This window comes from Burkholderia sp. LAS2 (assembly GCF_018417615.1).
GTDB classification, from domain to species: Bacteria; Pseudomonadota; Gammaproteobacteria; order Burkholderiales; family Burkholderiaceae; genus Burkholderia; species Burkholderia sola.
Window position 1 is genome coordinate 2,964,714 of record NZ_CP071052.1, and the last position, 21,790, is coordinate 2,986,503.

The 21,790-nt window shown below is 66.8% G+C and carries 20 protein-coding genes and 1 pseudogene; 14 read left to right on the forward strand and 7 right to left on the reverse strand.

Going from position 1 to position 21,790, the window contains the following annotated elements; all coding sequences use genetic code 11:
* Positions 1-85: 85 nt before the first annotated feature.
* Complete coding sequence (locus JYG37_RS13735) at positions 86-1,345, reverse strand: branched-chain amino acid ABC transporter substrate-binding protein (RefSeq protein ID WP_089488683.1); 1,260 nt, start codon at positions 1,343-1,345, stop codon at positions 86-88.
* A gap of 166 nt (positions 1,346-1,511) precedes the next feature.
* Between JYG37_RS13735 and JYG37_RS13740 the strand changes: the two genes are divergently transcribed.
* From JYG37_RS13740 to JYG37_RS13750, 3 genes are all read left to right on the forward strand, one after another.
* The gene (locus JYG37_RS13740; protein WP_050016457.1) at positions 1,512-2,024 is read left to right on the forward strand and encodes a hypothetical protein; all 513 of its coding nucleotides are present in this window, start codon (positions 1,512-1,514) and stop codon (positions 2,022-2,024) included.
* Between the two features lie 383 nt (positions 2,025-2,407).
* Entirely contained in the window at positions 2,408-3,061 is a 654-nt protein-coding gene (locus JYG37_RS13745) for a carbonic anhydrase (protein ID WP_050016456.1), read from the forward strand.
* Between the two features lie 40 nt (positions 3,062-3,101).
* Positions 3,102-4,652 (forward strand): SulP family inorganic anion transporter, encoded by a 1,551-nt coding sequence (locus JYG37_RS13750; protein ID WP_050016455.1) that lies wholly within the window; start codon positions 3,102-3,104, stop codon positions 4,650-4,652.
* An 85-nt stretch (positions 4,653-4,737) separates the two neighbouring features.
* Here the strand turns inward: JYG37_RS13750 and JYG37_RS13755 are convergent, their stop codons facing one another.
* The 6 genes from JYG37_RS13755 to JYG37_RS13780 all read right to left on the reverse strand — a co-directional run bounded on the left by JYG37_RS13755 (position 4,738) and on the right by JYG37_RS13780 (position 11,773).
* Positions 4,738-6,282, reverse strand: coding sequence for a 2-isopropylmalate synthase (locus tag JYG37_RS13755; RefSeq protein ID WP_050016453.1), 1,545 nt, complete (start codon positions 6,280-6,282; stop codon positions 4,738-4,740).
* 329 nt (positions 6,283-6,611) lie between these two features.
* Positions 6,612-7,484, reverse strand: coding sequence for a CDP-diacylglycerol--serine O-phosphatidyltransferase (gene pssA / locus JYG37_RS13760; protein WP_050016452.1), 873 nt, complete (start codon positions 7,482-7,484; stop codon positions 6,612-6,614).
* Between the two features lie 15 nt (positions 7,485-7,499).
* A complete protein-coding gene (locus tag JYG37_RS13765) occupies positions 7,500-8,144 on the reverse strand; it encodes a phosphatidylserine decarboxylase (protein WP_006491035.1) in 645 nt (214 codons plus the stop codon).
* A gap of 139 nt (positions 8,145-8,283) precedes the next feature.
* Positions 8,284-9,300: a ketol-acid reductoisomerase gene (gene ilvC, locus JYG37_RS13770; protein ID WP_034190794.1), complete on the reverse strand. Its 1,017-nt coding sequence runs from the start codon at positions 9,298-9,300 to the stop codon at positions 8,284-8,286.
* A 106-nt stretch (positions 9,301-9,406) separates the two neighbouring features.
* The gene (ilvN, locus tag JYG37_RS13775; RefSeq protein ID WP_006750445.1) at positions 9,407-9,898 is read right to left on the reverse strand and encodes an acetolactate synthase small subunit; all 492 of its coding nucleotides are present in this window, start codon (positions 9,896-9,898) and stop codon (positions 9,407-9,409) included.
* Between the two features lie 111 nt (positions 9,899-10,009).
* Positions 10,010-11,773, reverse strand: coding sequence for an acetolactate synthase 3 catalytic subunit (locus JYG37_RS13780; protein WP_027786860.1), 1,764 nt, complete (start codon positions 11,771-11,773; stop codon positions 10,010-10,012).
* 355 nt (positions 11,774-12,128) lie between these two features.
* On the opposite strand from JYG37_RS13780, the gene JYG37_RS13785 reads away from it, so the two are divergent.
* The 11 genes and pseudogenes from JYG37_RS13785 (at position 12,129) to JYG37_RS13835 (ending at position 21,628) form a co-directional block, all read left to right on the forward strand.
* Positions 12,129-12,692, forward strand: a complete 564-nt coding sequence (locus tag JYG37_RS13785) for an RNA polymerase sigma factor (protein ID WP_006491033.1) — start codon at positions 12,129-12,131, stop codon at positions 12,690-12,692.
* Positions 12,689-13,123 carry a DUF3619 family protein gene (locus JYG37_RS13790; RefSeq protein WP_089488685.1) on the forward strand — a complete coding sequence of 145 codons (435 nt, stop codon included), beginning with the start codon at positions 12,689-12,691 and terminating at the stop codon, positions 13,121-13,123. The genes JYG37_RS13785 and JYG37_RS13790 overlap by 4 nt, the downstream gene beginning before the upstream one ends.
* A 26-nt stretch (positions 13,124-13,149) precedes the next feature.
* Positions 13,150-13,916: pseudogene (locus JYG37_RS13795) on the forward strand (DUF3106 domain-containing protein).
* Positions 13,917-13,921: 5 nt separating this feature from the next.
* Positions 13,922-14,428 (forward strand): RDD family protein, encoded by a 507-nt coding sequence (locus JYG37_RS13800; RefSeq protein WP_050016442.1) that lies wholly within the window; start codon positions 13,922-13,924, stop codon positions 14,426-14,428.
* Positions 14,429-14,650: 222 nt separating this feature from the next.
* Positions 14,651-15,589, forward strand: coding sequence for a UDP-2,3-diacylglucosamine diphosphatase (locus tag JYG37_RS13805; RefSeq protein ID WP_050016440.1), 939 nt, complete (start codon positions 14,651-14,653; stop codon positions 15,587-15,589).
* Between the two features lie 28 nt (positions 15,590-15,617).
* Positions 15,618-16,652 carry a glycosyltransferase family 4 protein gene (locus JYG37_RS13810; protein ID WP_050016438.1) on the forward strand — a complete coding sequence of 345 codons (1,035 nt, stop codon included), beginning with the start codon at positions 15,618-15,620 and terminating at the stop codon, positions 16,650-16,652.
* The gene (locus tag JYG37_RS13815) at positions 16,649-17,185 is read left to right on the forward strand and encodes a diacylglycerol kinase (protein ID WP_011694335.1); all 537 of its coding nucleotides are present in this window, start codon (positions 16,649-16,651) and stop codon (positions 17,183-17,185) included. Before JYG37_RS13810 ends, JYG37_RS13815 begins: the two co-directional genes overlap by 4 nt.
* Before the next feature lie 201 nt (positions 17,186-17,386).
* Positions 17,387-18,145 carry a TetR/AcrR family transcriptional regulator gene (locus JYG37_RS13820; RefSeq protein ID WP_050016436.1) on the forward strand — a complete coding sequence of 253 codons (759 nt, stop codon included), beginning with the start codon at positions 17,387-17,389 and terminating at the stop codon, positions 18,143-18,145.
* Positions 18,142-18,723 carry an LOG family protein gene (locus tag JYG37_RS13825; protein WP_050016434.1) on the forward strand — a complete coding sequence of 194 codons (582 nt, stop codon included), beginning with the start codon at positions 18,142-18,144 and terminating at the stop codon, positions 18,721-18,723. Before JYG37_RS13820 ends, JYG37_RS13825 begins: the two co-directional genes overlap by 4 nt.
* A 22-nt stretch (positions 18,724-18,745) precedes the next feature.
* Positions 18,746-19,507, forward strand: a complete 762-nt coding sequence (locus JYG37_RS13830; protein ID WP_050016433.1) for an SDR family oxidoreductase — start codon at positions 18,746-18,748, stop codon at positions 19,505-19,507.
* 228 nt (positions 19,508-19,735) lie between these two features.
* Positions 19,736-21,628 (forward strand): ArnT family glycosyltransferase, encoded by a 1,893-nt coding sequence (locus JYG37_RS13835; RefSeq protein ID WP_050016431.1) that lies wholly within the window; start codon positions 19,736-19,738, stop codon positions 21,626-21,628.
* The last annotated feature ends 162 nt before the right edge of the window (positions 21,629-21,790 follow it).

Consider the following 21,790-nt stretch of genomic DNA (forward strand, 5'->3'; position numbering starts at 1 on the left):
AGGCGGACACGGAAGAATGGCCGTGCCGTGACTTACAACCGGCGCGCATTGTAGCACAACTCGGTGCCGTTCTTGGCGCTTCCCGTCACGGGCGCGTCATCGAGCACGTCGACGGCATCTCCGTGCGTTGCGCCGGCACCGCGAGCGCCGTCCGGAAGCCGTAGCCCGATGCCTCGTTGTCGAAGCGCACGCCCGGCGTGCCGGCCTTGTCCATTTCCATCACGTAAAGAGGCTGGATCAGCTGGTGATCCTGCGCGCGCATCCGCGACGCGTGGAAGCCGTCGTCGAACGACAGCCCCTCGAGCGCACGCGCGACCGCGACTGGGTCGGCCGAACCCGCACGGGTCATCGCGGCGGCCAGCATCTGGATCATCTGGCTCATCCGCCGCACCGGGTAGTCGTCCTGGGCGGCCGGAAAACGGGTCCGGAACGCGCGGTAAAACGCGTCGGACGCGGCGCCGCCCGCGTTCGGGTGCCAGTCGGCTACCGCCACGACGCGGCCGACACCCGCGTCACCCAGGGCCGCCGGCGCGCCGAGGCTGTTGCCGTAGAACGTATAGAACTTGGCGTTGAGCCCCTGTTCGCGCGCCGCCTTCACGAGCAGCGTGAGGTCGTTGCCCCAGTTGCCGGTCACGACGGCGTCCGCGCCGCTCGCGCGGATCTTCGCGATGTACGGCGAGAAATCCTTGATCCGGCCGATCGGGTGGAATTCGTCGCCGGCGATCGTCACGTCCGGGCGCCGCGCGGCCAGCGCCTGCCGAGCGAGGGTGCTGACGTCGTGACCGAAGCTGTAGTCCTGGTTCAGCAGATAGACCCTGCGCAGCGCGCGATCGCGCGCCATCACGTCCGCGAGCGCCGCCATCCGCATGCCGGCATGCGCATCGAAGCGGAAATGCCAGAAACTGCAGCGCGCGCCGGTCAGCGCCGGATCGTCGGCCGAGTAGTTCAGCAACAGCATCCGGTTGTCCGGATCGCGTGCGTTCAGCTTGTCGAGCGCCGCGACGAGCGCGGCCGCGACGGCCGAGCTGTTGCCCTGCGCGACGAAGCCGACATGGCGGTCGGCGGCCGCGCGCAACTGCACGAGCGCCTCCTCAGGGCTGCCCTTGCTGTCGAGCACGACGAGCTCGAGCGGGTGCGCGCCGTCGCGCAGCTTCACGCCGCCCGCCGCATTGACCTGCTCGACGCCGAAGCGCAGGTTGCGCTCGACCGCCGCGCCCGCGTTCGCGAACGGGCCGGACATCCCTTCGATCAGTGCGATCCGCACCGGCTCGCCGCCGGCAAACGCGGACGACACCAGCATCCACCCCGCGCTCCACGCGAGCGCGCATCGCTTCCATCCGTGCATCGCCAACCTGCCCTTCAATCTGCCCGAGAAGCGCGGATCATAGGCCGCCGCGCCCGCGGCCCGCAAGCGCGACGGCGCGCGATCCGCACCGATTTTTTCCGCCCGATGCACGATCGCGCGCCGTCCGTGATAAAACGGGACCTGTTTCCGTGTTCTGGAGAATCCGATGCGCTCTCGCATTCCCGCGCGCCTGCCGGTGCTGGTCGCCTGCGCCGCCGCGCTGCTGGCCGGTTGCGCGCAACCGTGGCAGCAATACCAGGCCGGCCAGGACGAGTCGGCGATCGTCGCGCGCATGGGCCCGCCGCGCGAGATCTATGACCTCCCGGGCGGCGGCAAGCGCCTGATGTGGCCGACCCAGCCAATGGGCGAGATCACGGTCGCGGCCGACGTCGACGCGGCCCACCGGATCGTCAACGTGCGCCAGGTGCTGCAGCCGAGCGAGTTCTATCGCGCGGAGATCGGCAAGTGGACGAAGACCGACGTCCTCGTCAATTTCGGACGCCCGGTCGAGACCTCCTACTTTCCGCTGATGAAGCGCGAGGTGTGGACGTACCGGTATCTCGAGGACAACGTCTGGTACATGATGTACAGCTTCTACTTCGATCCGCAGGGCATCCTGCGCACCACGCAGAAAACGCCGGACCCGCTGCACGATCCCGATCGCCGCACGCTGTTCTGACCGATTGCGCATTGACGCGCAATTGTCGCAATGGCCATTCACGAATGATTGCGTGAATGGCCATTTCATTTTTTCCGTCGTGTTATTTAATTTCAGGAATAAGACGGAAAACTTTTCCGATCGTTAATATTTCGAAGGCAATACGCTGAACGGCCCGTCATGCGGGCGCCTGCGCATAAACAGGCATGCCCGGCGCATGTCATGCGTCTCGCTGGTGCATGCAATGCACTACGCCTAATCAATTTGAAACAATTTGTTTCAACCCACCCGGAGTGCTAGGGCATACCCCTAATATCAGTCGAAATCGAACCTTTCAACTTAGAAAGAATGTCGGTACGCCATTTCGATCGATATTTATTCGCCTTGTTCATAAAGGAGTCCTCATGAACCGCCCCAAGAGCATGCTGGTTGCCAACATTGCCTGGGCCCGCGAGACGCGCGAACACACGCCCGGCTTCTTCGACACGCTCGCGCGCGGCCAGAACCCGCGCGTGCTGTGGATCGGCTGCGCCGACAGCCGCGTGCCGGCCGAAACCATCACGCACTGCGCGCCCGGCGAGCTGTTCGTCCATCGCAACATCGCGAACCTGTTCCAGCCGGACGACGACAATTCCGCCAGCGTGCTCGAGTACGCGGTGCGGGTGCTGAAGGTCGACCACGTGATCGTGTGCGGTCACTACGGGTGTGGCGGCGTGCGCGCATCGCTGCTGCCGCCGCCCGCCGACCTGCCGCACGTCGCGCGCCGCATCGCGCCGCTCTGCGCGCTCGCGCGGCGCCATCGCGACACGCTCGACGGGCTCGACGACCTGGCCGCCGCCGATCGCCTCGCCGAGCTGAACGTGCTCGAACAGGTGCGGCTGCTGCGCGCGTCGCCGATCGTGCGCGGCCGCGAACGACCGCCGCTCGTGCACGGCTGGATCTTTTCGCTCGCCGACGGCCGCCTGAAGGAGCTCGATTCCGGCTATGCAGCACCGCCGGCCGAAGCCGAGCCCGAGCCCGAGCCGGAGCCTGTTGCCGCCGCCGCCGCGCTCGGTTGACCCGCGCCCTGCCCTCCACGCCAACGAAACCGCCCCAACCATGAAACTGAACGAGCGCCTGTCCACCCTGCCGCGCGACATCGTCGCCGGTATCGTCGTTTTCCTCGTCGCGTTGCCGCTCTGTCTCGGCATCGCCAATGCCTCCGGCGTCGAACCGTTCGCCGGGCTCGTGTCCGGCATCGTCGGCGGCATCGTCGTCGCGCTGCTGAGCGGCTCGTCGCTGTCCGTCAGCGGGCCGGCCGCCGGCCTCGTCGTGATCGTCGTCGAAGGCATCGCGCAGCTCGGCAGCTTCTCCGCGTTCCTGCTCGCGGTGTTGCTGTCCGGCGTGCTGCAGTTCGGCTTCGGCATGCTGCGCGCCGGCCGCTTCGCCGCCTACGTGCCGTCGCCCGTCATCAAGGGCATGCTCGCCGCGATCGGCCTGCTGCTGATCGTGAAGCAGATTCCGTTCGCATTCGGCATCGGCGGCGCGGCTTCGCAATCGTTTGCGAACTGGCTGACGCTGCCGACCGCATGGGCCGCCACGGCCATCGCGGTTGCGTCGCTGGCGCTGCTGATCGCGTGGGACACGCCGGCACTCAAGCGCTTCGCATGGGTGCGTTCGGTCCCCGCCCCGCTCGCGGTCGTCGTGCTCGGCATCGGCGCGACGCTCGTGCTCGGCATGGTCGCACCGGCAGCCGCACCGGGCGCCGCGCATCGCGTCACGCTGCCCGAATTCGACTCGTTCGCGACGCTCGCGGCATCGCTCAAGCATGCGGAGCTCGGCCCGAACTTCGCGCACCTGGTCAATCCGGACGTCTGGCGGGTTGCGATCACGCTGGCGGTCGTCGCGAGCCTCGAGACGCTGCTGTGCCTCGAAGCGGTCGAACAGATCGATCCGAAGCGGCGACCGACCCAACCCGATCGCGAACTGAAGGCCCAGGGCGTCGGCAATCTGGTCGCGGGCGCGGTCGGCGGCCTGCCGATCACGTCGGTGATCGTGCGCAGTTCGGCCAACGTCAACGCAGGCGCGCAAAGCCGGATGTCCGCGATCGTGCACGGGATCCTGCTGCTCGCGAGCGTGTTCGCGCTCACCGGCCTGATCAATCTGATCCCGCTCGCGAGCCTGGCCGCGATCCTGATCCACACCGGTCTGAAGCTCGCGAAACCGGCGCTGTTCCGCTCGGTGATGAAGCAAGGCCCGGCCGCGTTCGCGCCGTTCGCCGCGACGATCGTCGGCGTGCTCGCAGTCGACCTGCTGTTCGGCATCGCGCTCGGCCTCGCGTGCAGCGTGCTGGCCGTCGCCGTCGCGAACCTGAAGAGCCCCGTCACGCTCGCGCAGCATGACGACCACTTCCTGCTGTCGTTCCGCAAGGACGTGTCGTTTCTGGGCAAGGTACAGGTCAAGCACCACCTGCGCCACATTCCGGACCGGGCGGCGGTGATCATCGACGCGACGCGCGCCGACTACATCGATCACGACGTGCTCGAACTGCTCGATGCGTTCGTCGCCGATGCGCCGCGGCGCGGGATCGCGGTCGAGTTCCGCCGGCGCCAGCCGGCGCCACGCGCGGCTGCGCGCCGCTGGCTGTTCCGCGCGCCGGCCGCCGAATGAGCGGCCAATGAAAAAACGCCTCGGGCGGCGCAGGGCCGCACGGGGCGTTTCGGGGCTGCCTGATGAGCGCGGCGGCGCGCGCAGCTTACGAACGCTGCGGGTTGACCTTGTCGTCCTTCGAGTGCAGCTTGTTCAGCGCGGAAATGTACGCTTTCGCGGACGCGGCGACGATATCCGGATCGGTACCGACGCCGTTGACGATCCGCCCGCTCTTCGACAACCGGACCGTCACTTCGCCCTGCGCCTGCGTGCCGGTCGTGATCGCGTTCACCGAGTACAGCAGCAGCTCGGACCCGCTGCCGACTTCGCCCTCGATCGCATTGAACGTCGCGTCGACCGGGCCGTTGCCGCGCGCCTCGCCGGTCACTTCCTTGCCTTCGACCGCGAACACGATTTTCGCCTGCGGCTGCTCGCCCGTTTCCGAACGCTGCGACAGCGACACGAACTTGAAGTGCTCCTGCTCGTGCGCGAGCGCCGATTCCTCGGACACGATCGCGATGATGTCCTCGTCGAAGATCTCCGCCTTGCGGTCGGCCAGATCCTTGAAGCGCATGAACGCGGCATTCAATTCGGCTTCGCTGTCGAGCGATACGCCGAGTTCCTGCAGGCGCTGCTTGAACGCGTTGCGGCCCGACAGCTTGCCGAGCACGATCTTGTTCGCGGTCCAGCCCACGTCTTCCGCACGCATGATCTCGTAGGTGTCGCGCGCCTTCAGCACGCCGTCCTGGTGAATGCCCGACGCGTGCGCGAACGCGTTCGCGCCGACCACTGCCTTGTTCGGCTGCACGACGAAACCGGTGATCTGCGACACGAGCTTCGACGTCGGCACGATTTGCGTCGTGTCGATGCCGACGTCGAGGCCGAAGTAGTCCTTGCGGGTCTTCACGGCCATCACGATTTCTTCGAGCGACGTGTTGCCCGCGCGCTCGCCGAGGCCGTTGATCGTGCACTCGATCTGGCGCGCACCGCCGATCTTCACGCCGGCGAGCGAGTTCGCGACCGCCATCCCGAGGTCGTTGTGGCAATGCACCGAGAAGATCGCCTTGTCCGAGTTCGGAATGCGTTCGCGCAGCGTCTTCACGAGGTTGCCGTACAGCTCCGGCACGCCGTAGCCGACCGTATCGGCGATGTTGATCGTCGTCGCGCCTTCGGCGATCACGGCTTCCAGCACGCGGCACAGGAAATCGAGATCCGAGCGGCTGCCGTCTTCCGGCGAGAACTCGACGTTGTCGGTGAACTTGCGCGCGAAACGCACCGCGAGACGCGCCTGCTCGAACACCTGGTCCGGCGTCATCCGCAGCTTCTTCTCCATGTGCAGCGGCGACGTCGCGATGAACGTGTGGATCCGCGCGCTGTTGGCCGGCTTCAATGCGTCCGCCGCGCGCTGGATGTCCTTGTCGTTGGCCCGCGCCAGCGAGCAGATCGTGCTGTCCTTCACGAGACCGGCGATCGTGTGGATCGCGTCGAAATCGCCGTTGGAGCTGGCGGCGAAGCCGGCCTCGATCACGTCGACCTTCATCCGCTCGAGGTGCTTCGCAATGCGGATTTTCTCTTCCTTCGTCATCGACGCACCGGGCGATTGCTCGCCGTCACGCAACGTCGTATCGAAAATGATCAGCTTGTCTGTCATGGGGGGCTCCAGGGCTCTTTTATACGGAAGTCAAACGTAATGAGATCGCGCCACCGCTGGCGACGCTCAACAACAGACGAGGCTTGAGACGGGGGGCGAGAACGGTCAGCGCGGCAGGCGCGCCAAAGCTAGCGCGCGTAGCGGCGCACCGGCTAGAAGGAGGGAGAGGCGGGGAAATGCAGTCATGCCGAAGACTATAGCGACATTCCGCTGGCCGCGCAATCGGACGGCGCCCGGGAACCGACGCAGTCCGGCCAGCAAAAAGGGACAAATGAAAACGGCGGCCCCGAGGCCGCCGTTTCCGGGCAGATCGCAGATCGCGCGCGGATTCAGTGATCGCGCTGCGACGAGCGCGCCGGGTTCGCCCGCCCGCGAATGGCCTGGTAGGCCCAGAACACATAGCCGGACAGCCCGTACAGCACGAACAGGCAGAACAGCATCAGCGGCGGATCGGACGACACGAGCACGAACGCGACGACGACGAGCAGGATCGCCGCGAACGGCACGCGGTGCCGCACGTCGAGCGCCTTGCCGCTGTAGAACGGTGCGTTCGACACCATCGTCACGCCCGCGTAGATCGTCAGCGCGAATGCGACCCACGGCAGCCAGCCAAGCTTCATCGGCACGCGGTTGTCGGTCGCGAGCCACACGAAGCCCGCGATCAGCGCGGCGGCGGCCGGGCTCGGCAGCCCCTGGAAGAAACGCTTGTCGACGCTGCCGATGTTCGTGTTGAAGCGCGCGAGGCGCAGCGCGGCGCCCGAGCAATAGACGAACGCGGCGAGCCAGCCCCAGCGGCCGAGATCCTTCAGCACCCATTCGTACATCACGAGCGCCGGCGCGACGCCGAACGACACCATGTCCGACAGGCTGTCGAACTGCTCGCCGAACGCGCTCTGCGTATGCGTCATGCGCGCAACGCGCCCGTCCATCCCGTCGAGCACCATCGCGACGAAAATCGCGATCGCGGCGATCTCGAAGCGGACGTTCATCGCCTGCACGACCGCGAAGAAGCCGCAGAACAGCGCGGCGGTCGTGAATGCGTTCGGCAGCAGATAGATGCCGCGCGTCTTCAGGAACCGCTGGCGCGCGGCGCGGCGGCTTTCGAGCGGCGCCGCATCGGGCGCCATCACCTTGTTGCGGCGGAACGGGCGTGGCGTCTGGCCGGAGCCGTTACGCGGCCGACGCGGTTTGAATGCGGCCATCGTGCGCCCCGCCGCTTACTGTTCGAGCTCGGCGAGGATCGTCGACGACGCGTAGACCTTCTCGCCGATCGACACCTTCGCGCGGCTGCCGAGCGGCAGGTACACGTCGACGCGCGAACCGAAGCGGATGAAACCGTAGCGCTGGCCGCGCGACAGCGGCTCGCCGGCGCGCACGTAGCAGAGGATCCGGCGGGCGATCAGGCCCGCGATCTGCACGGACGTGACGGTCTTGCCGCTCGCCGTCTGGATCACGACCGCATTGCGCTCGTTCTCGGTCGACGCCTTGTCGATCGCCGCGTTCAGGAACGCACCCGGGAAGTACTCGACCTTGCTGATCGCGCCATCGACCGGCGAACGCTGCGAATGGACGTTGAAGACATTCATGAACACGCTGATCTTCAGCGCTTCGCGGTTCGCGTACGGATCCTGCGCGGTCTCGACCGCGACGATGCGGCCGTCCGCCGGGCACAGCACCGCGTTCGGCTGCGCCGGGATCGGGCGCTGCGGATCGCGGAAGAACTGGACGACGAAGACGAGCAGCAGCCAGAACGGCCACGCGAAGCCGAAGCCCCCGACGGCGTGGATCAACAGCGCGATGACGGCTGCAATCGCGATGAACGGCCAGCCTTCGCGCGCGATGATCGGATGAGGATAGTTCATGGGTTCGTTCGGTGTTCGGTGAATTGCAAAGCCCGTAGGATAGCAAAAGCCGCCCGGGGCACTGCTGCCTTCGGACGGCTTTTTGATACCGACCCTCCACTCGAAGGGCCGGAACAGCACGTTTTGCTTCTATCGGTGCTTAGTTCTTCGTCTGGTCGACGAGCTTGTTCTTCGCGATCCACGGCATCATCGCGCGCAGCTTCGCGCCGACCTGCTCGATCTGGTGCTCGGCCGTCAGGCGGCGGCGCGATTGCAGCGTCGGCGCGCCCGCCTTGTTCTCGAGAATGAAGCTCTTCGCGTACTCGCCCGTCTGGATGTCGGTCAGGCACTGCTTCATCGCCTTCTTCGTCTCTTCCGTGACGACGCGCGGGCCGGTCACGTATTCGCCGTACTCGGCGTTGTTCGAGATCGAGTAGTTCATGTTCGCGATGCCGCCTTCGTAGATCAGGTCGACGATCAGCTTCAGTTCGTGCAGGCACTCGAAGTACGCCATTTCCGGCGCGTAGCCGGCTTCGACCAGCGTCTCGAAACCGGCCTTGATCAGCTCGACGGTACCGCCGCACAGCACGGCCTGCTCGCCGAACAGGTCGGTTTCGGTTTCTTCACGGAAGTTCGTCTCGATGATGCCGGCACGGCCGCCGCCGTTCGCCGCCGCGTACGACAGCGCGATGTCGCGCGCCGCGCCCGACTTGTTCTGCGCAACCGCGATCAGGTGCGGCACGCCGCCACCTTGCGAGTACGTGCCGCGCACGGTGTGGCCCGGTGCCTTCGGCGCGATCATGATCACGTCGAGGTCGGCGCGCGGGATCACCTGGCCATAGTGGACGTTGAAGCCGTGCGCGAACGCGAGCGCCGCGCCCTGCTTGATGTTCGCGTGCACTTCCTTCGCGTACACGTCGGCGATCTGCTCGTCCGGCAGCAGCATCATGACGACGTCCGCGCCCTTCACTGCTTCGGCGACTTCCTTGACCGACAGGCCGGCGTTTTCGGCCTTGCTCCACGACGCGCCGTCCTTGCGCAGGCCGACCGTCACGTTCACGCCGCTTTCCTTCAGGTTCAGCGCGTGCGCATGGCCTTGCGAGCCGTAGCCGATGATCGTGACTTGCTTGCCCTTGATGAGGGAGAGGTCGGCGTCTTTGTCGTAGAAAACGTTCATGATGGTTCCTTCGCTAATTCAAAAAATTCAATGATTCGTTCGGATGGAGTACTGCGGGCCGGGACATGACGGCGCACCCGGCGTGCCATTTCTGGCTATGTCGGCATCACACCTTCAGGATGCGCTCGCCGCGTCCGATGCCGGAGCTGCCGGTGCGCACGGTCTCGAGGATCGCGCTGGCGTCCAGCCCCTGGATGAATGCGTCGAGCTTGTCGCTCGCGCCCGTCAATTCGATCGTGTAGGTCTTTTCGGTCACGTCGATGATGCGGCCGCGGAAAATGTCCGACATCCGCTTCATTTCTTCGCGCTCCTTGCCCACTGCACGTACCTTGATCAGCATCAGCTCGCGTTCGATGTGTGCACCGTCGGTCAGGTCCACCACTTTCACCACCTCGATCAGGCGGTTCAGATGCTTCGTGATCTGTTCGATCACGTCGTCGGAGCCAATGGAAACGATGGTGAGCCGCGACAGCGATTGGTCTTCGGTCGGCGCCACCGTCAAGGTTTCGATGTTGTAGCCGCGTGCGGAAAACAGGCCGACCACGCGCGACAGCGCGCCCGGTTCGTTCTCCAGCAGGACGGAAATGATGTGTCTCATGTTCGCTTCTTCCAGAATGTGTCCGTGTCGATTCACCCGCGCCGCGCGCCGCCGCGTGCCGCACCGCCCTTCGTGAAGGCGGCCGCATCGGGCCGGGCGCGCGTCGCGCCGTTACAGATCTTCCGATCCGAGCAGCATCTCGGTGATGCCCTTGCCGGCCTGTACCATCGGCCAGACGTTTTCGGTCGGATCGGTCTGGAAGTCGAGAAACACGGTGCGGTCCTTCAGGCGCAGCGCTTCCTTCAGCGCCGGCTCCACATCCGAAGTCTTTTCGATCCGCATGCCGACGTGGCCGTACGCTTCGGCAAGCTTCACGAAATCGGGCAGCGCATCCATGTACGAATGCGAATAGCGCTTGCTGTATTCGATCTGCTGCCACTGGCGGACCATGCCGAGGTAGCGGTTGTTCAGCGAAATGATCTTCACGGGCGTGTCGTACTGCAGGCAGGTCGACAGTTCCTGGATGCACATCTGGATCGAGCCTTCGCCCGTGATGCACAGCACGTCGTCGTCCGGATGGGCCATCTTGACGCCCATCGCCGCCGGCAGGCCGAAGCCCATCGTGCCGAGGCCGCCGGAGTTGATCCAGCGACGCGGCTTGTTGAAACGGTAGAACTGCGCGGCCCACATCTGGTGCTGGCCGACGTCCGAGCACACGAACGCGTTGCCGTCCGTCAGCTCCCACGCCTTCTCGACCACGTACTGCGGCTTGATGATCTCGCTTTCGCGGTCGTATTTCAGGCAGTCTTTCGCGCGCCAGCCCTCGATGTCCTTCCACCATTGCGCGAGCGCCTCGGTGTCGGGGCCATGCTCGGCCGTCTGCAGTTGCTCGATCAGCTCCTTCAGCACTTCCTTCACGTCGCCGACGATCGGGATGTCGACCTTCACGCGCTTCGAGATCGACGACGGGTCGATGTCGATGTGAATGATCTTGCGCGGGCGCGACGCGAAGTGCGCCGGGTCGCCGATCACGCGGTCGTCGAAGCGGGCGCCGATCGCGATCAGCACGTCGCAGTGCTGCATCGCCATGTTCGCTTCGTAGGTGCCGTGCATGCCGAGCATGCCGAGGAATTTCTTGTCCGACGCGCGATAGCCGCCGAGGCCCATCAGCGTGTTCGTGACCGGGTAGCCGAGCAGGTCCGCGAACTGGTTCAGCTCGCGCGACGCGTCGGCGAGGATGATGCCGCCACCCGTGTAGATGTATGGGCGCTTGGCCGTCAGCAGCAGCGACACGGCCTTGCGGATCTGGCCCGAATGGCCCTTCGTGACCGGATTGTACGAACGCAGCGACACGCTCTTCACCGGCTCGTACTGGCACGGCGTCTTCGAGATGTCCTTCGGGATGTCGATCAGCACCGGGCCAGGACGGCCGGTGCGGGCGATATAGAACGCCTTCTTGACGGTTTCCGCGAGGTCGCGCACGTCCTTCACGAGGAAGTTGTGCTTCACGCACGGACGCGTGATGCCGACGGTGTCGCATTCCTGGAACGCATCCTGACCGATCGCGGCAGTCGGCACCTGGCCGCTGATCACGACCATCGGGATCGAATCCATGTACGCCGTTGCGATGCCGGTCACCGCGTTGGTGACACCGGGGCCGGACGTCACGAGACAGACGCCGACATTGCCGGTGGAGCGCGCATACGCATCGGCTGCGTGCACGGCCGCCTGTTCATGGCGCACCAGCACGTGCTGAATCTTGTCCTGCTTGTACAGCTCGTCGTAGATGTAGAGAACCGAGCCGCCGGGGTAGCCCCAGATGAATTCGACGTTTTCGTCGGCCAGTGCCTTCATGAGCACGGTACCGCCGATGGAGTCGCTATCGGGAGGGGAAAGGGGTTCCGACGTGGAGAATTCCGCGCTGGGCATGTTCATTTTGACCTTTCGAATTTTCGGCAAAAAATTGATCGGGTGCTCTCTGCCGGGCTTGTGGCTCGGGTTCAAGCGGCGCGTCCAGTTTGAAGGGCGGGCTTCTTGGGCCAGCCTCAAATGAGACCATCACTTCATGTTGCGAATCGCCGACAATAGCGGGTCGCAGCTGGGCCGTCAAGCAAAATATCCCGCAGCGCATCATGCGCGCCGCCCGGCGCCCGGCCGCCGCGGTTCGCGCGCAACGTGCGGCGGCCGACCCGGTGCCAAGGCGCATGAAAATTTGATAGCATCCGCGGGTTTTACGAAATTTTTCGACCTTTTTCACCACGCAGCGGGCCGCAGCGCATACCTTCACGGAATGGCATCAGACAAGGAACTCGCCGACTTTCTGGCGGGCGTCGAAAGGCGCGCGTTCAAGCAGGCTGCGTACGCCGTACGTGACGACGATGCATCGCTCGACATCGTGCAGGACGCGATGATCAAGCTCGCGGAAAAGTACGGCGACCGGCCGTCCGCCGAGCTGCCGCTGCTTTTTCAGCGGATCCTGCAGAACGCGATCCACGACTGGTTCCGCCGGCAGAAGGTCCGCAACACGTGGGTGACGCTCTTCTCGTCGCTGAACAACACCGACGACGACGACTTCGACCCGCTTGAAACGCTCGAATCCGCGGACGACAACGCGGGCGTCGAGAGCAGCGAGCACCGCCTCGAAAGAGAGCAGGTTCTGGCCCTGATCGACGAAGAAATCCAGAAGCTTCCGACGCGTCAACGGGAAGCGTTCCTGATGCGTTATTGGGAAGATATGGATGTCGCCGAGACTGCCGCCGCAATGGGGTGCTCCGAGGGCAGCGTCAAGACGCACTGCTCGCGAGCCACTCATACCCTGGCGCAAGCGCTCAAGGCCAAAGGAATCACGCTATGAGCTCCGCAAACCGAGAACACGAATTCGCGCTGAAGGTGCGCCGCGCGCTGGACGAGCGCGCGGCCGCGCTGCCGGCCGCGACCACCGACCGGCTGGCCGTCGCCCGCCGGGCCGCGCTCGCGCGCAAGAAGCCCGAAGCCGCGAGCGCGCCGGTGTTCGTGCCGGCCTTCGCCGGCGCGGCCGGCGCCTACGGCCCGACGCCCGCGAACCGCCCGCCCGCCGGCCGCCCGTACGCGTCGTTTGCCCGCCGCCTGCTGCGTGCGTGGCCGCTCGCGTTGCTGCTCGCGGGGCTCGTCGGCATCGCGTACTGGGAAGACATGCAGCGCACCGCCGAACTCGCCGACATCGACGCGGCGATGCTCAGCGACGACCTGCCGCTCAATGCGTATCTCGATCACGGGTTCAACGCGTATCTTTCGCGCGCTCACTAACAGACAATAACGAGGGGATCGCACGGGTGAGTCAGAAGCGCGGCCTGGCCGTATTTTTCGGATGCGTGATCGCGATCGCCGTTTCCTACGTCGCCACCTATCCCCGATTCCACCCGGCCCCCACGACGGCGCCCGTCGCGACCACCAGCCCCGCCGCGCCCGCGTCGACCGCGACCGGGCTGACCACCGAACTCCCGCCGCTGCCCCTTCCGCTGCCGCTGCCGGCCGCCGCCGGCCCGCTGTCGTGGGCACGCCTCACGCCGGCGCAGCATGCGGCCCTCGCGCCGTTCGCCGACCAGTGGGACGGCTTCAGCGACGCCCGCAAGCGTAAATGGCTGAAGATCGCATCGCGTTTCGCGAAGTTGTCGCCGGATGACCAGAAACGCCTGCAGGACCGGATGACCGAATGGGCGAAGATGACGCCCGAGCAGCGCCGCGTCGCGCGCGAGAACTACCAGAGCGCGAAGGAGCTGTCCGCACAGGCGCGCGAGCGCGCGTGGAAGGCCTACCAGCAACTCCCCGAGGAGCAGAAGGAACGGCTTGCCGCCGCCGAGCGCCGCCGCAGGCCGAGCGTCGTCAGCGCGCCGCCGACCGTCGCCGACCGTGACGTCCGCCGCCTCGTCAACTCGCACGAACACCCGGCGAGCGGCGCGGCGCCGCCCCGGCGCCCGCGTCGGCCGGCGTCGTCGTGCAGCCGGTGCCCGCGTCGTCCACGTCCGGCACCGCATCGGCACCGGCCGCGGCCCTGCCGGTGTCGCCCGCCGACGCGCCTTCGCTGTTCAAGGGCTCCTGAGCGCCGTGGCGACCGCCCGCGCTCCCGAGACCCCGGCTGCCGCGCCGTCCGTGCGGCGGCGCCTCGCCGCGCTGCTCTACGAAGGCGTGCTGCTGTTCGGCGTCGTGTTCTTCGCCGGGCTCGCGTTCAGCCTCGCGACGCAGCAACGCAACGGCCTCGTTCATCACAACCTGCTTGCCGCGTGGATCGCGCTCGTCGTCGGCGCGTATTTCGTGTGGTTCTGGACGCACGGCGGCCAAACGCTGCCGATGAAAACCTGGCGGCTGCGGCTCGAGTCGTCGAGCGGCCGGCCGCTGAGCGCCGGCCACGCGCTCGTCCGCTACGCGCTCGGCTGGCTGTGGTTCCTGCCGCCGCTCGCGCTGCACCCGCTCCTCGGCCTGTCGGTGCCCGTCACGCTCGCGCTCGCCGCCGCATGGATCGTCGTGTGGGCCGGCGCCGCCCGGTTGCACGCCGGCCGCCAGTTCCCGCACGACCGGCTCGCGCGTACGCGCGTCGTCGCGATACCGCGCTGACGCGCCGCATTCACCAGATGAAAGCCGCTCGCCCCACCCGTCTCCATCGAGGACGGCCCTGCCGGACACACGCCGACCGTTCAGTGCGGCAGCTTACGCAACGCCCGCTCATTTACTGCTAAACACCCTTCGACGGTCGTAATAAGAACGTCTCGTGACTGTCACGGTACAGTCACGCCCGCATGGCGGAATGCCGGTAATGTCAACCGGCGCGAGTCATGCATGGGCCAGAAAACGTCCGCGACTTCATTGTTTCGTCATCCCATCGGCGCCCGCGCCGCCACTGCGTTCCTGTCCGGCTCGGGCGCAACCGACGGCGTGGTGTCGCACAAGCCGCCCGTCGCGCCCACCACGCAGCACGACGACCCCGAGCCGTCCGCCCATCGCTACCGCACCATCTGGCTGTCCGACATCCACCTCGGCTCGAGCGGCTGTCAGGCGCCCTACCTGCTGGATTTCCTGCGTCACAACGACTCGGAATACCTGTACCTCGTCGGCGACATCATCGACGGCTGGCAACTGAAGAAAGGCTGGTACTGGCCGCAGGCGCACAACGACGTCGTGCAGAAGATCCTGCGCAAGGCGCGCAAGGGCACGCAGGTCGTCTACATCCCCGGCAACCACGACGAAGGCGCGCGGCAGTTCTGCGATCTCGCGTTCGGCGACATCCAGGTGCGCGGCGAGGCATTCCACACGACGCTCGCGGGCAAACGTTTGTGGATCGTGCACGGCGACCTGTTCGACGGCGTGATCCAGCATGCGAAATGGCTCGCGTACCTCGGCGACACGCTCTACACGCTGATCCTCGTGCTGAACCGCTGGTTCAACCGGATCCGCAGCCGGCTCGGCTTCCAGTACTGGTCGCTGTCGCAGTACCTGAAGCACCAGGTCAAGAACGCGGTCAACTTCATCTCGCAGTTCGAGACCGTGATGACCGACGAGGCGCGCCGCCGCGGCTGCGACGGCGTCGTGTGCGGCCACATCCACAAGGCCGAGATCCGCGACATCGACGGGGTGCTGTACTGCAACGACGGCGACTGGGTCGAAAGCCTGTCCGCGCTCGTCGAAACGATGGAAGGCGAACTGAAGATCGTCTACTGGACGGTGATGCGCACCGCACCGTCCGAGACCGCGTCGCGCAAGGCCAAGGCCGCTGCCTGACACAACCCTACTTACAGGACATGCCGCGATGAAGATCATGATCGTCACCGACGCGTGGGAACCGCAGGTCAACGGCGTCGTACGCACGCTGAAGAGCACGTCGCGCGAACTCACGGCGCTCGGCCACCGCGTCGAACTGCTGACGCCGCTGGAATTCCGCACGGTGCCCTGCCCGACCTATCCCGAGATCCGCCTGTCGATCCTGCCGTATCGCAAGCTGCGCGCGCGGATCGATGCGTTCGCACCCGACGCGCTGCACATCGCGACCGAAGGCCCGCTCGGCCTCGCCGCGCGGCGCTATGCGCGCGCCCGCAAGCTGCCGTACACGACCGCGTACCACACGCGCTTCCCGGAATACGTGCAGGCGCGCTTCGGCATTCCGCTGGCGGCGACCTACAAGTTCCTGCACTGGTTCCACGGCCCGTCGCGCGCGGTGATGGCGCCGACGCCGGTCGTCAAGCAGGACCTCGAGAAATTCGGCTTCACGAACGTCGTGCTGTGGACCCGCGGCGTCGACCTCGACACCTTCCGGCCGATGGAGTCGAAGGTGCTCAACACCGCGCGGCCGATCTTCCTGTACGTGGGCCGCGTCGCGATCGAGAAGAACGTCGAGGCGTTCCTGCGCCTCGACCTGCCCGGCTCGAAGTGGGTCGCGGGCGAAGGCCCCGCGCTCGCGGAACTGAAGTCGCGCTATCCGGAGGCGAACTATCTCGGCGTGCTGTCACAGACCGAGCTCGCGAAGGTGTATGCTGCGGCCGACGTGTTCGTATTCCCGAGTCGCACCGACACGTTCGGCCTCGTGCTGCTCGAAGCGCTCGCCTGCGGCACGCCGGTGGCCGCGTATCCCGTGACGGGCCCGATCGACGTGCTCAGCGGAGGCGATGCCGGCGCGATGCACGAGGACCTGCAGGAAGCCTGCCTCGAGGCGCTGAAGATCGAACGCACGACTGCGCGCGCGTGGGCGGAACGCTTCTCGTGGCGCGCCGCATCCGAGCAGTTCGCGTCGCATCTGAAGCCGCTGCCGAAGACCGCGTACTCGCCAGCCGAAGGTGCAGCCGTTTGAAACGAGACCTGAACGACAAGATCCCGCCCCCCGCCGCGACGCCGTCACGGCACCGCCCGTTCGACGAGGAAGAGCCGCATGCCGACGCGGACGTGCACCCGCACGAGCCGCTCGGCCCCGACGACCGGCTCGCGCCGCTGCCGCCGAACCCGTACAAGCGCCATCGCGGCATCACGCGTGCCTGGTTCGCGCTCAAGCATTCGCTGAACGGCTTTCGCGTCGCGATCCGCGAGGAAAGCGCGTTTCGCCAGGAACTCACGCTCGCCGCGCTGATGCTGCCGATCGGCGCATTCGCGCCGGTGCCGGCCGCATCGCGCGCGCTGCTGATCGGCTCGGTGCTGCTGGTGCTGATCGTCGAGCTGCTGAACTCGAGCGTCGAAGCCGCGATCGACCGCATCTCGCTCGAGCGCCACGAACTGTCGAAGCGCGCGAAGGACCTCGGCAGCGCGGCCGTCACGGTCGCGCTGTTCGCGTGCGTGACGACGTGGGGCTTCGTGCTCGGGCCGGTGGTCGCACGCTGGCTCGGTTTCTAGGCCACCGCCGGGCGCCTTTCGCCACGCCCGCATGCGGCGCCGCACCATGCGCGGCGCGGCGCCGCGATCACGAAATGCCCCGACGTGGCGAAACCCCGGTTTATAATCGGCCGCTAGACATAGAACAGCAACCCGCGCCGGACGAATCACGCAGCATCGATTGCAGCGCCCGCCAGTCCGGCACACACAGGGCCGGACGACATGGAAGCGAAACCTCCCCGCCGCACCCGCGAACGGATTCTCGAGTTGTCGTTGAAACTCTTCAACGAGATCGGCGAGCCGAACGTCACCACCACGACGATCGCCGAGGAAATGGAAATCAGTCCAGGCAACCTGTACTACCATTTCCGCAACAAGGACGACATCATCAACAGCATCTTCGCGCAGTTCGAGCAGCAGATCGAACGGCGGCTGCGCTTCCCCGAAGATCACCGTCCGACGATCGACGAAACCTGGTCGTACTTGCAGTACATGGCCGATTTCATGTGGACCTACCGGTTCCTGTATCGCGACCTCAACGACCTGCTCGCCCGCAACCGCACGCTCGAGACGCACTTCAAGCAGATCATCAGCCACAAGGTGCGCTTCGCGCACGACATGTGCGAGCTGCTCGTCTCCGATGCCGAGATGGTCGCGACGCCCGCCGAGATCGAGGTCATCGCGACCAACATGGCGGTGATCTCGACGTACTGGTTGTCGTACCAATACGTGATGCATCCGCGCAAATACAACGACCAGGACGCGATCCGCGAAGAGCTGCACCAGGTGAGCATGCACGTGATCTCGATCATGGCCCCGTACCTGCGCGGCCGTTCGCGCCAGCTGTTCGACGATCTCGTGTCCGGCAAGCTGCCCAAGCGCCAGTTCACCGATTACCTGCCGCCGCGCGACGGGTCGCCGCGCCCGGCGGGCGGCCCCGTCGCCACCGGCCAGGCCCCCGCCAAGGACGCGAAGCAATGAAGGCAGTCTGCGTTTACTGCGGCTCGTCGTCCGGCGTGCGACCCGTCTATGCCGATGCCGCGCGCGCGTTCGGCCGTGCGCTCGTCGAGGCAGGCCTCACGCTCGTGTACGGCGGCGGCCGCGTCGGCCTGATGGGCGTGATCGCCGACGAAGTGATGGCGGCCGGCGGCCGGGCGGTCGGCGTGATTCCCGAGTTGCTCGTCGACAAGGAAGTCGGCCATACGGGGCTGTCGGAACTGCACGTCGTGCCCGACATGCACCATCGCAAGAAAATGATGGCCGACCTCTCCGACGCGTTCGTCGCGATGCCCGGCGGTGCCGGCACGCTCGAAGAGCTCTTCGAGGTCTATACGTGGGCGCAGCTCGGCTATCACCGCAAGCCCGTCGCGCTCTACAACATCGATTCGTTCTACGATCCGCTGATCGCGCTGCTGCGCCATACGGTCGACGAAGGCTTCATGCGGCCGGCCTATTTCGACGCACTGTGCGTCGAGTCGGAACCCGTCGCGCTGATCGAGCGGCTGCGCCGCTACCAGCCGCCCACCCGCGACAAGTGGGCGCCCGACGCCGCGAAGTAACCGTCACCGGAAACCGCACGCGATGACCGCACCGTCCGACCGCAAGGCTGTCCTCATCACCGGCGCGAGCCGCGGCATCGGCCGCGCGACCGCCGTGCTCGCGGCCGAACGCGGCTGGGACGTCGGCATCAACTACGCGCGCGACGCGGCCGCGGCCGAACTGACCGCGCAGGCCGTGCGCGACGCGGGCGGCCGCGCGTGCATCGTCGCGGGCGACGTCGCGAACGAGGCGAACGTCGTCGCGATGTTCGACACCGTTGCGGCCGAGTTCGGGCGCCTCGACGCGCTCGTCAACAATGCCGGCATCGTCGCGCCGTCGATGCCGCTCGCCGACATGCCGGTCGACCGGCTGCGACGGATGTTCGATACCAACGTGCTCGGCGCCTACCTGTGTGCGCGCGAAGCGGCGCGCCGGCTGTCCACCGACCGCGGCGGGCGCGGCGGCGCGATCGTCAACGTGTCGTCGATCGCGTCTCGGCTCGGCTCGCCGAACGAGTACGTCGACTACGCGGGCTCGAAAGGCGCGGTCGATTCGCTGACGATCGGCCTCGCCAGGGAGCTCGGCCCGCACGGCGTGCGCGTCAACGCGGTGCGCCCGGGCCTGATCGAGACCGACATTCATGCAAGCGGGGGCCAGCCGGGCCGTGCGGCGCGTCTCGGCGCGCAAACGCCGCTCGGCCGCGCGGGCGAAGCGCAGGAGATCGCCGAGGCGATCGTCTGGCTGCTCGGCGATGCGGCGTCCTACACGACGGGCGCCCTGCTCGACGTCGGCGGCGGCCGCTAAGCTGACGCGCGGCGCAACAATACGGCGGTCGAAATCGCCCCGTGGTCACGGCGCCACAAATCTCCACAATTCCGTGACACTTCCAGTAAACATCCGTAACAATTCCGTGCTCTACTAGCGACCATTCAGACAGGTGTCTCAAACACGCTGTCCGTTACCCCGGATGTAGCCCCTTATCGGTCCAGCCCATGTCGCCGGACCGGCTCGACTCGACCCGAGATCTTTTCCATGCCTGGAACCGCAGCGCCCAGCCGGCGACGCACGTCCGTGCCCGCCCCGGCCGCGCACACCCGCTCGACCGCCGATACCGACGTCAGCGCGACGCTGGACGTCGCCGGCACGCCCGTCGCGGCCTCGACCGCCGCCATCAGCCCCCTGCGCGACCGCTCGCTACTGCTCGGCTGGCGCGCATGGCTGTTCGTCGCCGCGCTGGTGTGCGCGTACACGCTGCCCGGCGTGCTCGGGCACGATCCGTGGAAACAGGACGAAACCTATACGTTCGGCATCATCCAGCACATGCTCGAGACCGGCGATTTCGTCGTGCCTACCAATGCCGGCCTGCCGTTCATGGAAAAGCCGCCGCTTTACGCGTGGGTCGCGACCAGCCTCGCGTGGCTGCTGCAGCGCGCGATGCCGCTGCACGACGCGGCGCGCCTCGCGAGCGCCCTGTTCGCCGCGCTCGCGTTCGGCTTCATCGCGCGCGCGGCCCGCGTGGCCAGCCGCGCGGACAGTTGGTTCGACCTGCGCGTGCTCGGCCCGGTCGTGCTGAGCGCGGGCACGCTCGTCGTGATCAAGCACGTGCATGACATGATGACGGACGTCGCGCTGTTTGCCGGCACCGCCATCGCGTTCTGCGGGCTGCTGGAACTCGTGATGGAGCACGTCGCGCGTGCGCAGCCGATGCGTCACGGGCTGCCGGCGCACCCGGCCGGCCGCTGGGCCGCGCCGATCTTCGGCGCGGGCGTCGGCATCGCGCTGATGGCGAAGGGGCTGTTCGTGCCGCTCGTGTTCGCGGCCACGCTCGTCTGCACGCTGGTGCTCTACCCGGCCTGCCGCACCCGCTCGTTCGCACGCGCGCTCGGCGTCGCCGCGCTCGTGTTCGCGCCGTTCGCGCTGATCTGGCCGACCGCGCTGTTCCTGCGCTCGGAAACGCTGTTCATGACGTGGTTCTGGGACAACAACGTCGGCCGCTTCTTCGGCTTCTCCGTTCCCGAACTGGGCGCCGAAAACGACAAGCCGTTCTTCATCCTGCGCGCGTTCCTGCTCGTCGGCTTCCCGGTCGCGCCGCTCGCGATCGTCGCGCTCGCCCGCGGCGCATGGCGCGACTGGCGTACGCCGCGCATCGCGCTGCCCGTGCTGTTCGCCGGCATCGGACTGGTGGTACTGCAGGTGTCCGCGACGTCGCGCCAGCTCTACATCCTGCCGTTCTTCGCACCGCTCGCGCTGGTCGCCGCGCAGGCGATCGACCGCCTGCCGCGCCGGCTGCATCTCGCGTGGGATTACCTGAGCCGCATCCTGTTCGGCATGGTGGTCGTGCTCGCGTGGGCGATCTGGGCGGTGATGGCCGATCCGGCCGCGTCGCGCGCCGATCTCGCACTGCTCGGCCGCTGGCTGCCGCTCGACTGGACGATGCCGATCCAGCCCGCGCTCGTGACCGGCGCGCTCGCGCTGACGGTCGGCTGGCTGACGCTGCTGCCGAAACTACGCACGACGGGCCTGTGGCGCGGCGCGCTGTCGTGGGGCGCCGGCACGCTGGTCGCGTGGGGGCTCATCTATACGCTGCTGCTGCCGTGGCTCGACGTCGCGAAGAGCTACCGGTCGGTGTTCGACGACCTGAACGCGCATCTCGCGCTCGAATGGAACGACGGCGACTGCATGGCGAGCCTGCACGGGCTCGGCGAATCGGAAGCGCCAATGCTGTATTACTTCTCCGGCATCCAGCACACGCCGATCGACGACGCGAAGACGACGCGCTGCACGTGGATGATCGTGCAGGGCGTGCGGGCCGTCGATCCGGCGCCCGGCGACGAATGGAAGCTGTTCTGGACCGGCGCCCGCCCGGGCGACAACGAGGAGCTGCTGCGCGTCTACGTGCGCACGCCCGAACAGCACCCGCAGTAACACAGGGCGGCGCGATGCGCTGCCCTGCCCGCCTTCGCTTTCTTCTTCGGCACGGGCCGCGATCGTCCATTCGAGCGCTGCGCAGCCTGCGCTGCAATACCGGCAACCCGCAAGCGTCGTGGGGTTCGCCGCCCCGCTCCTTCGTCTCGCCAACGAACGGAT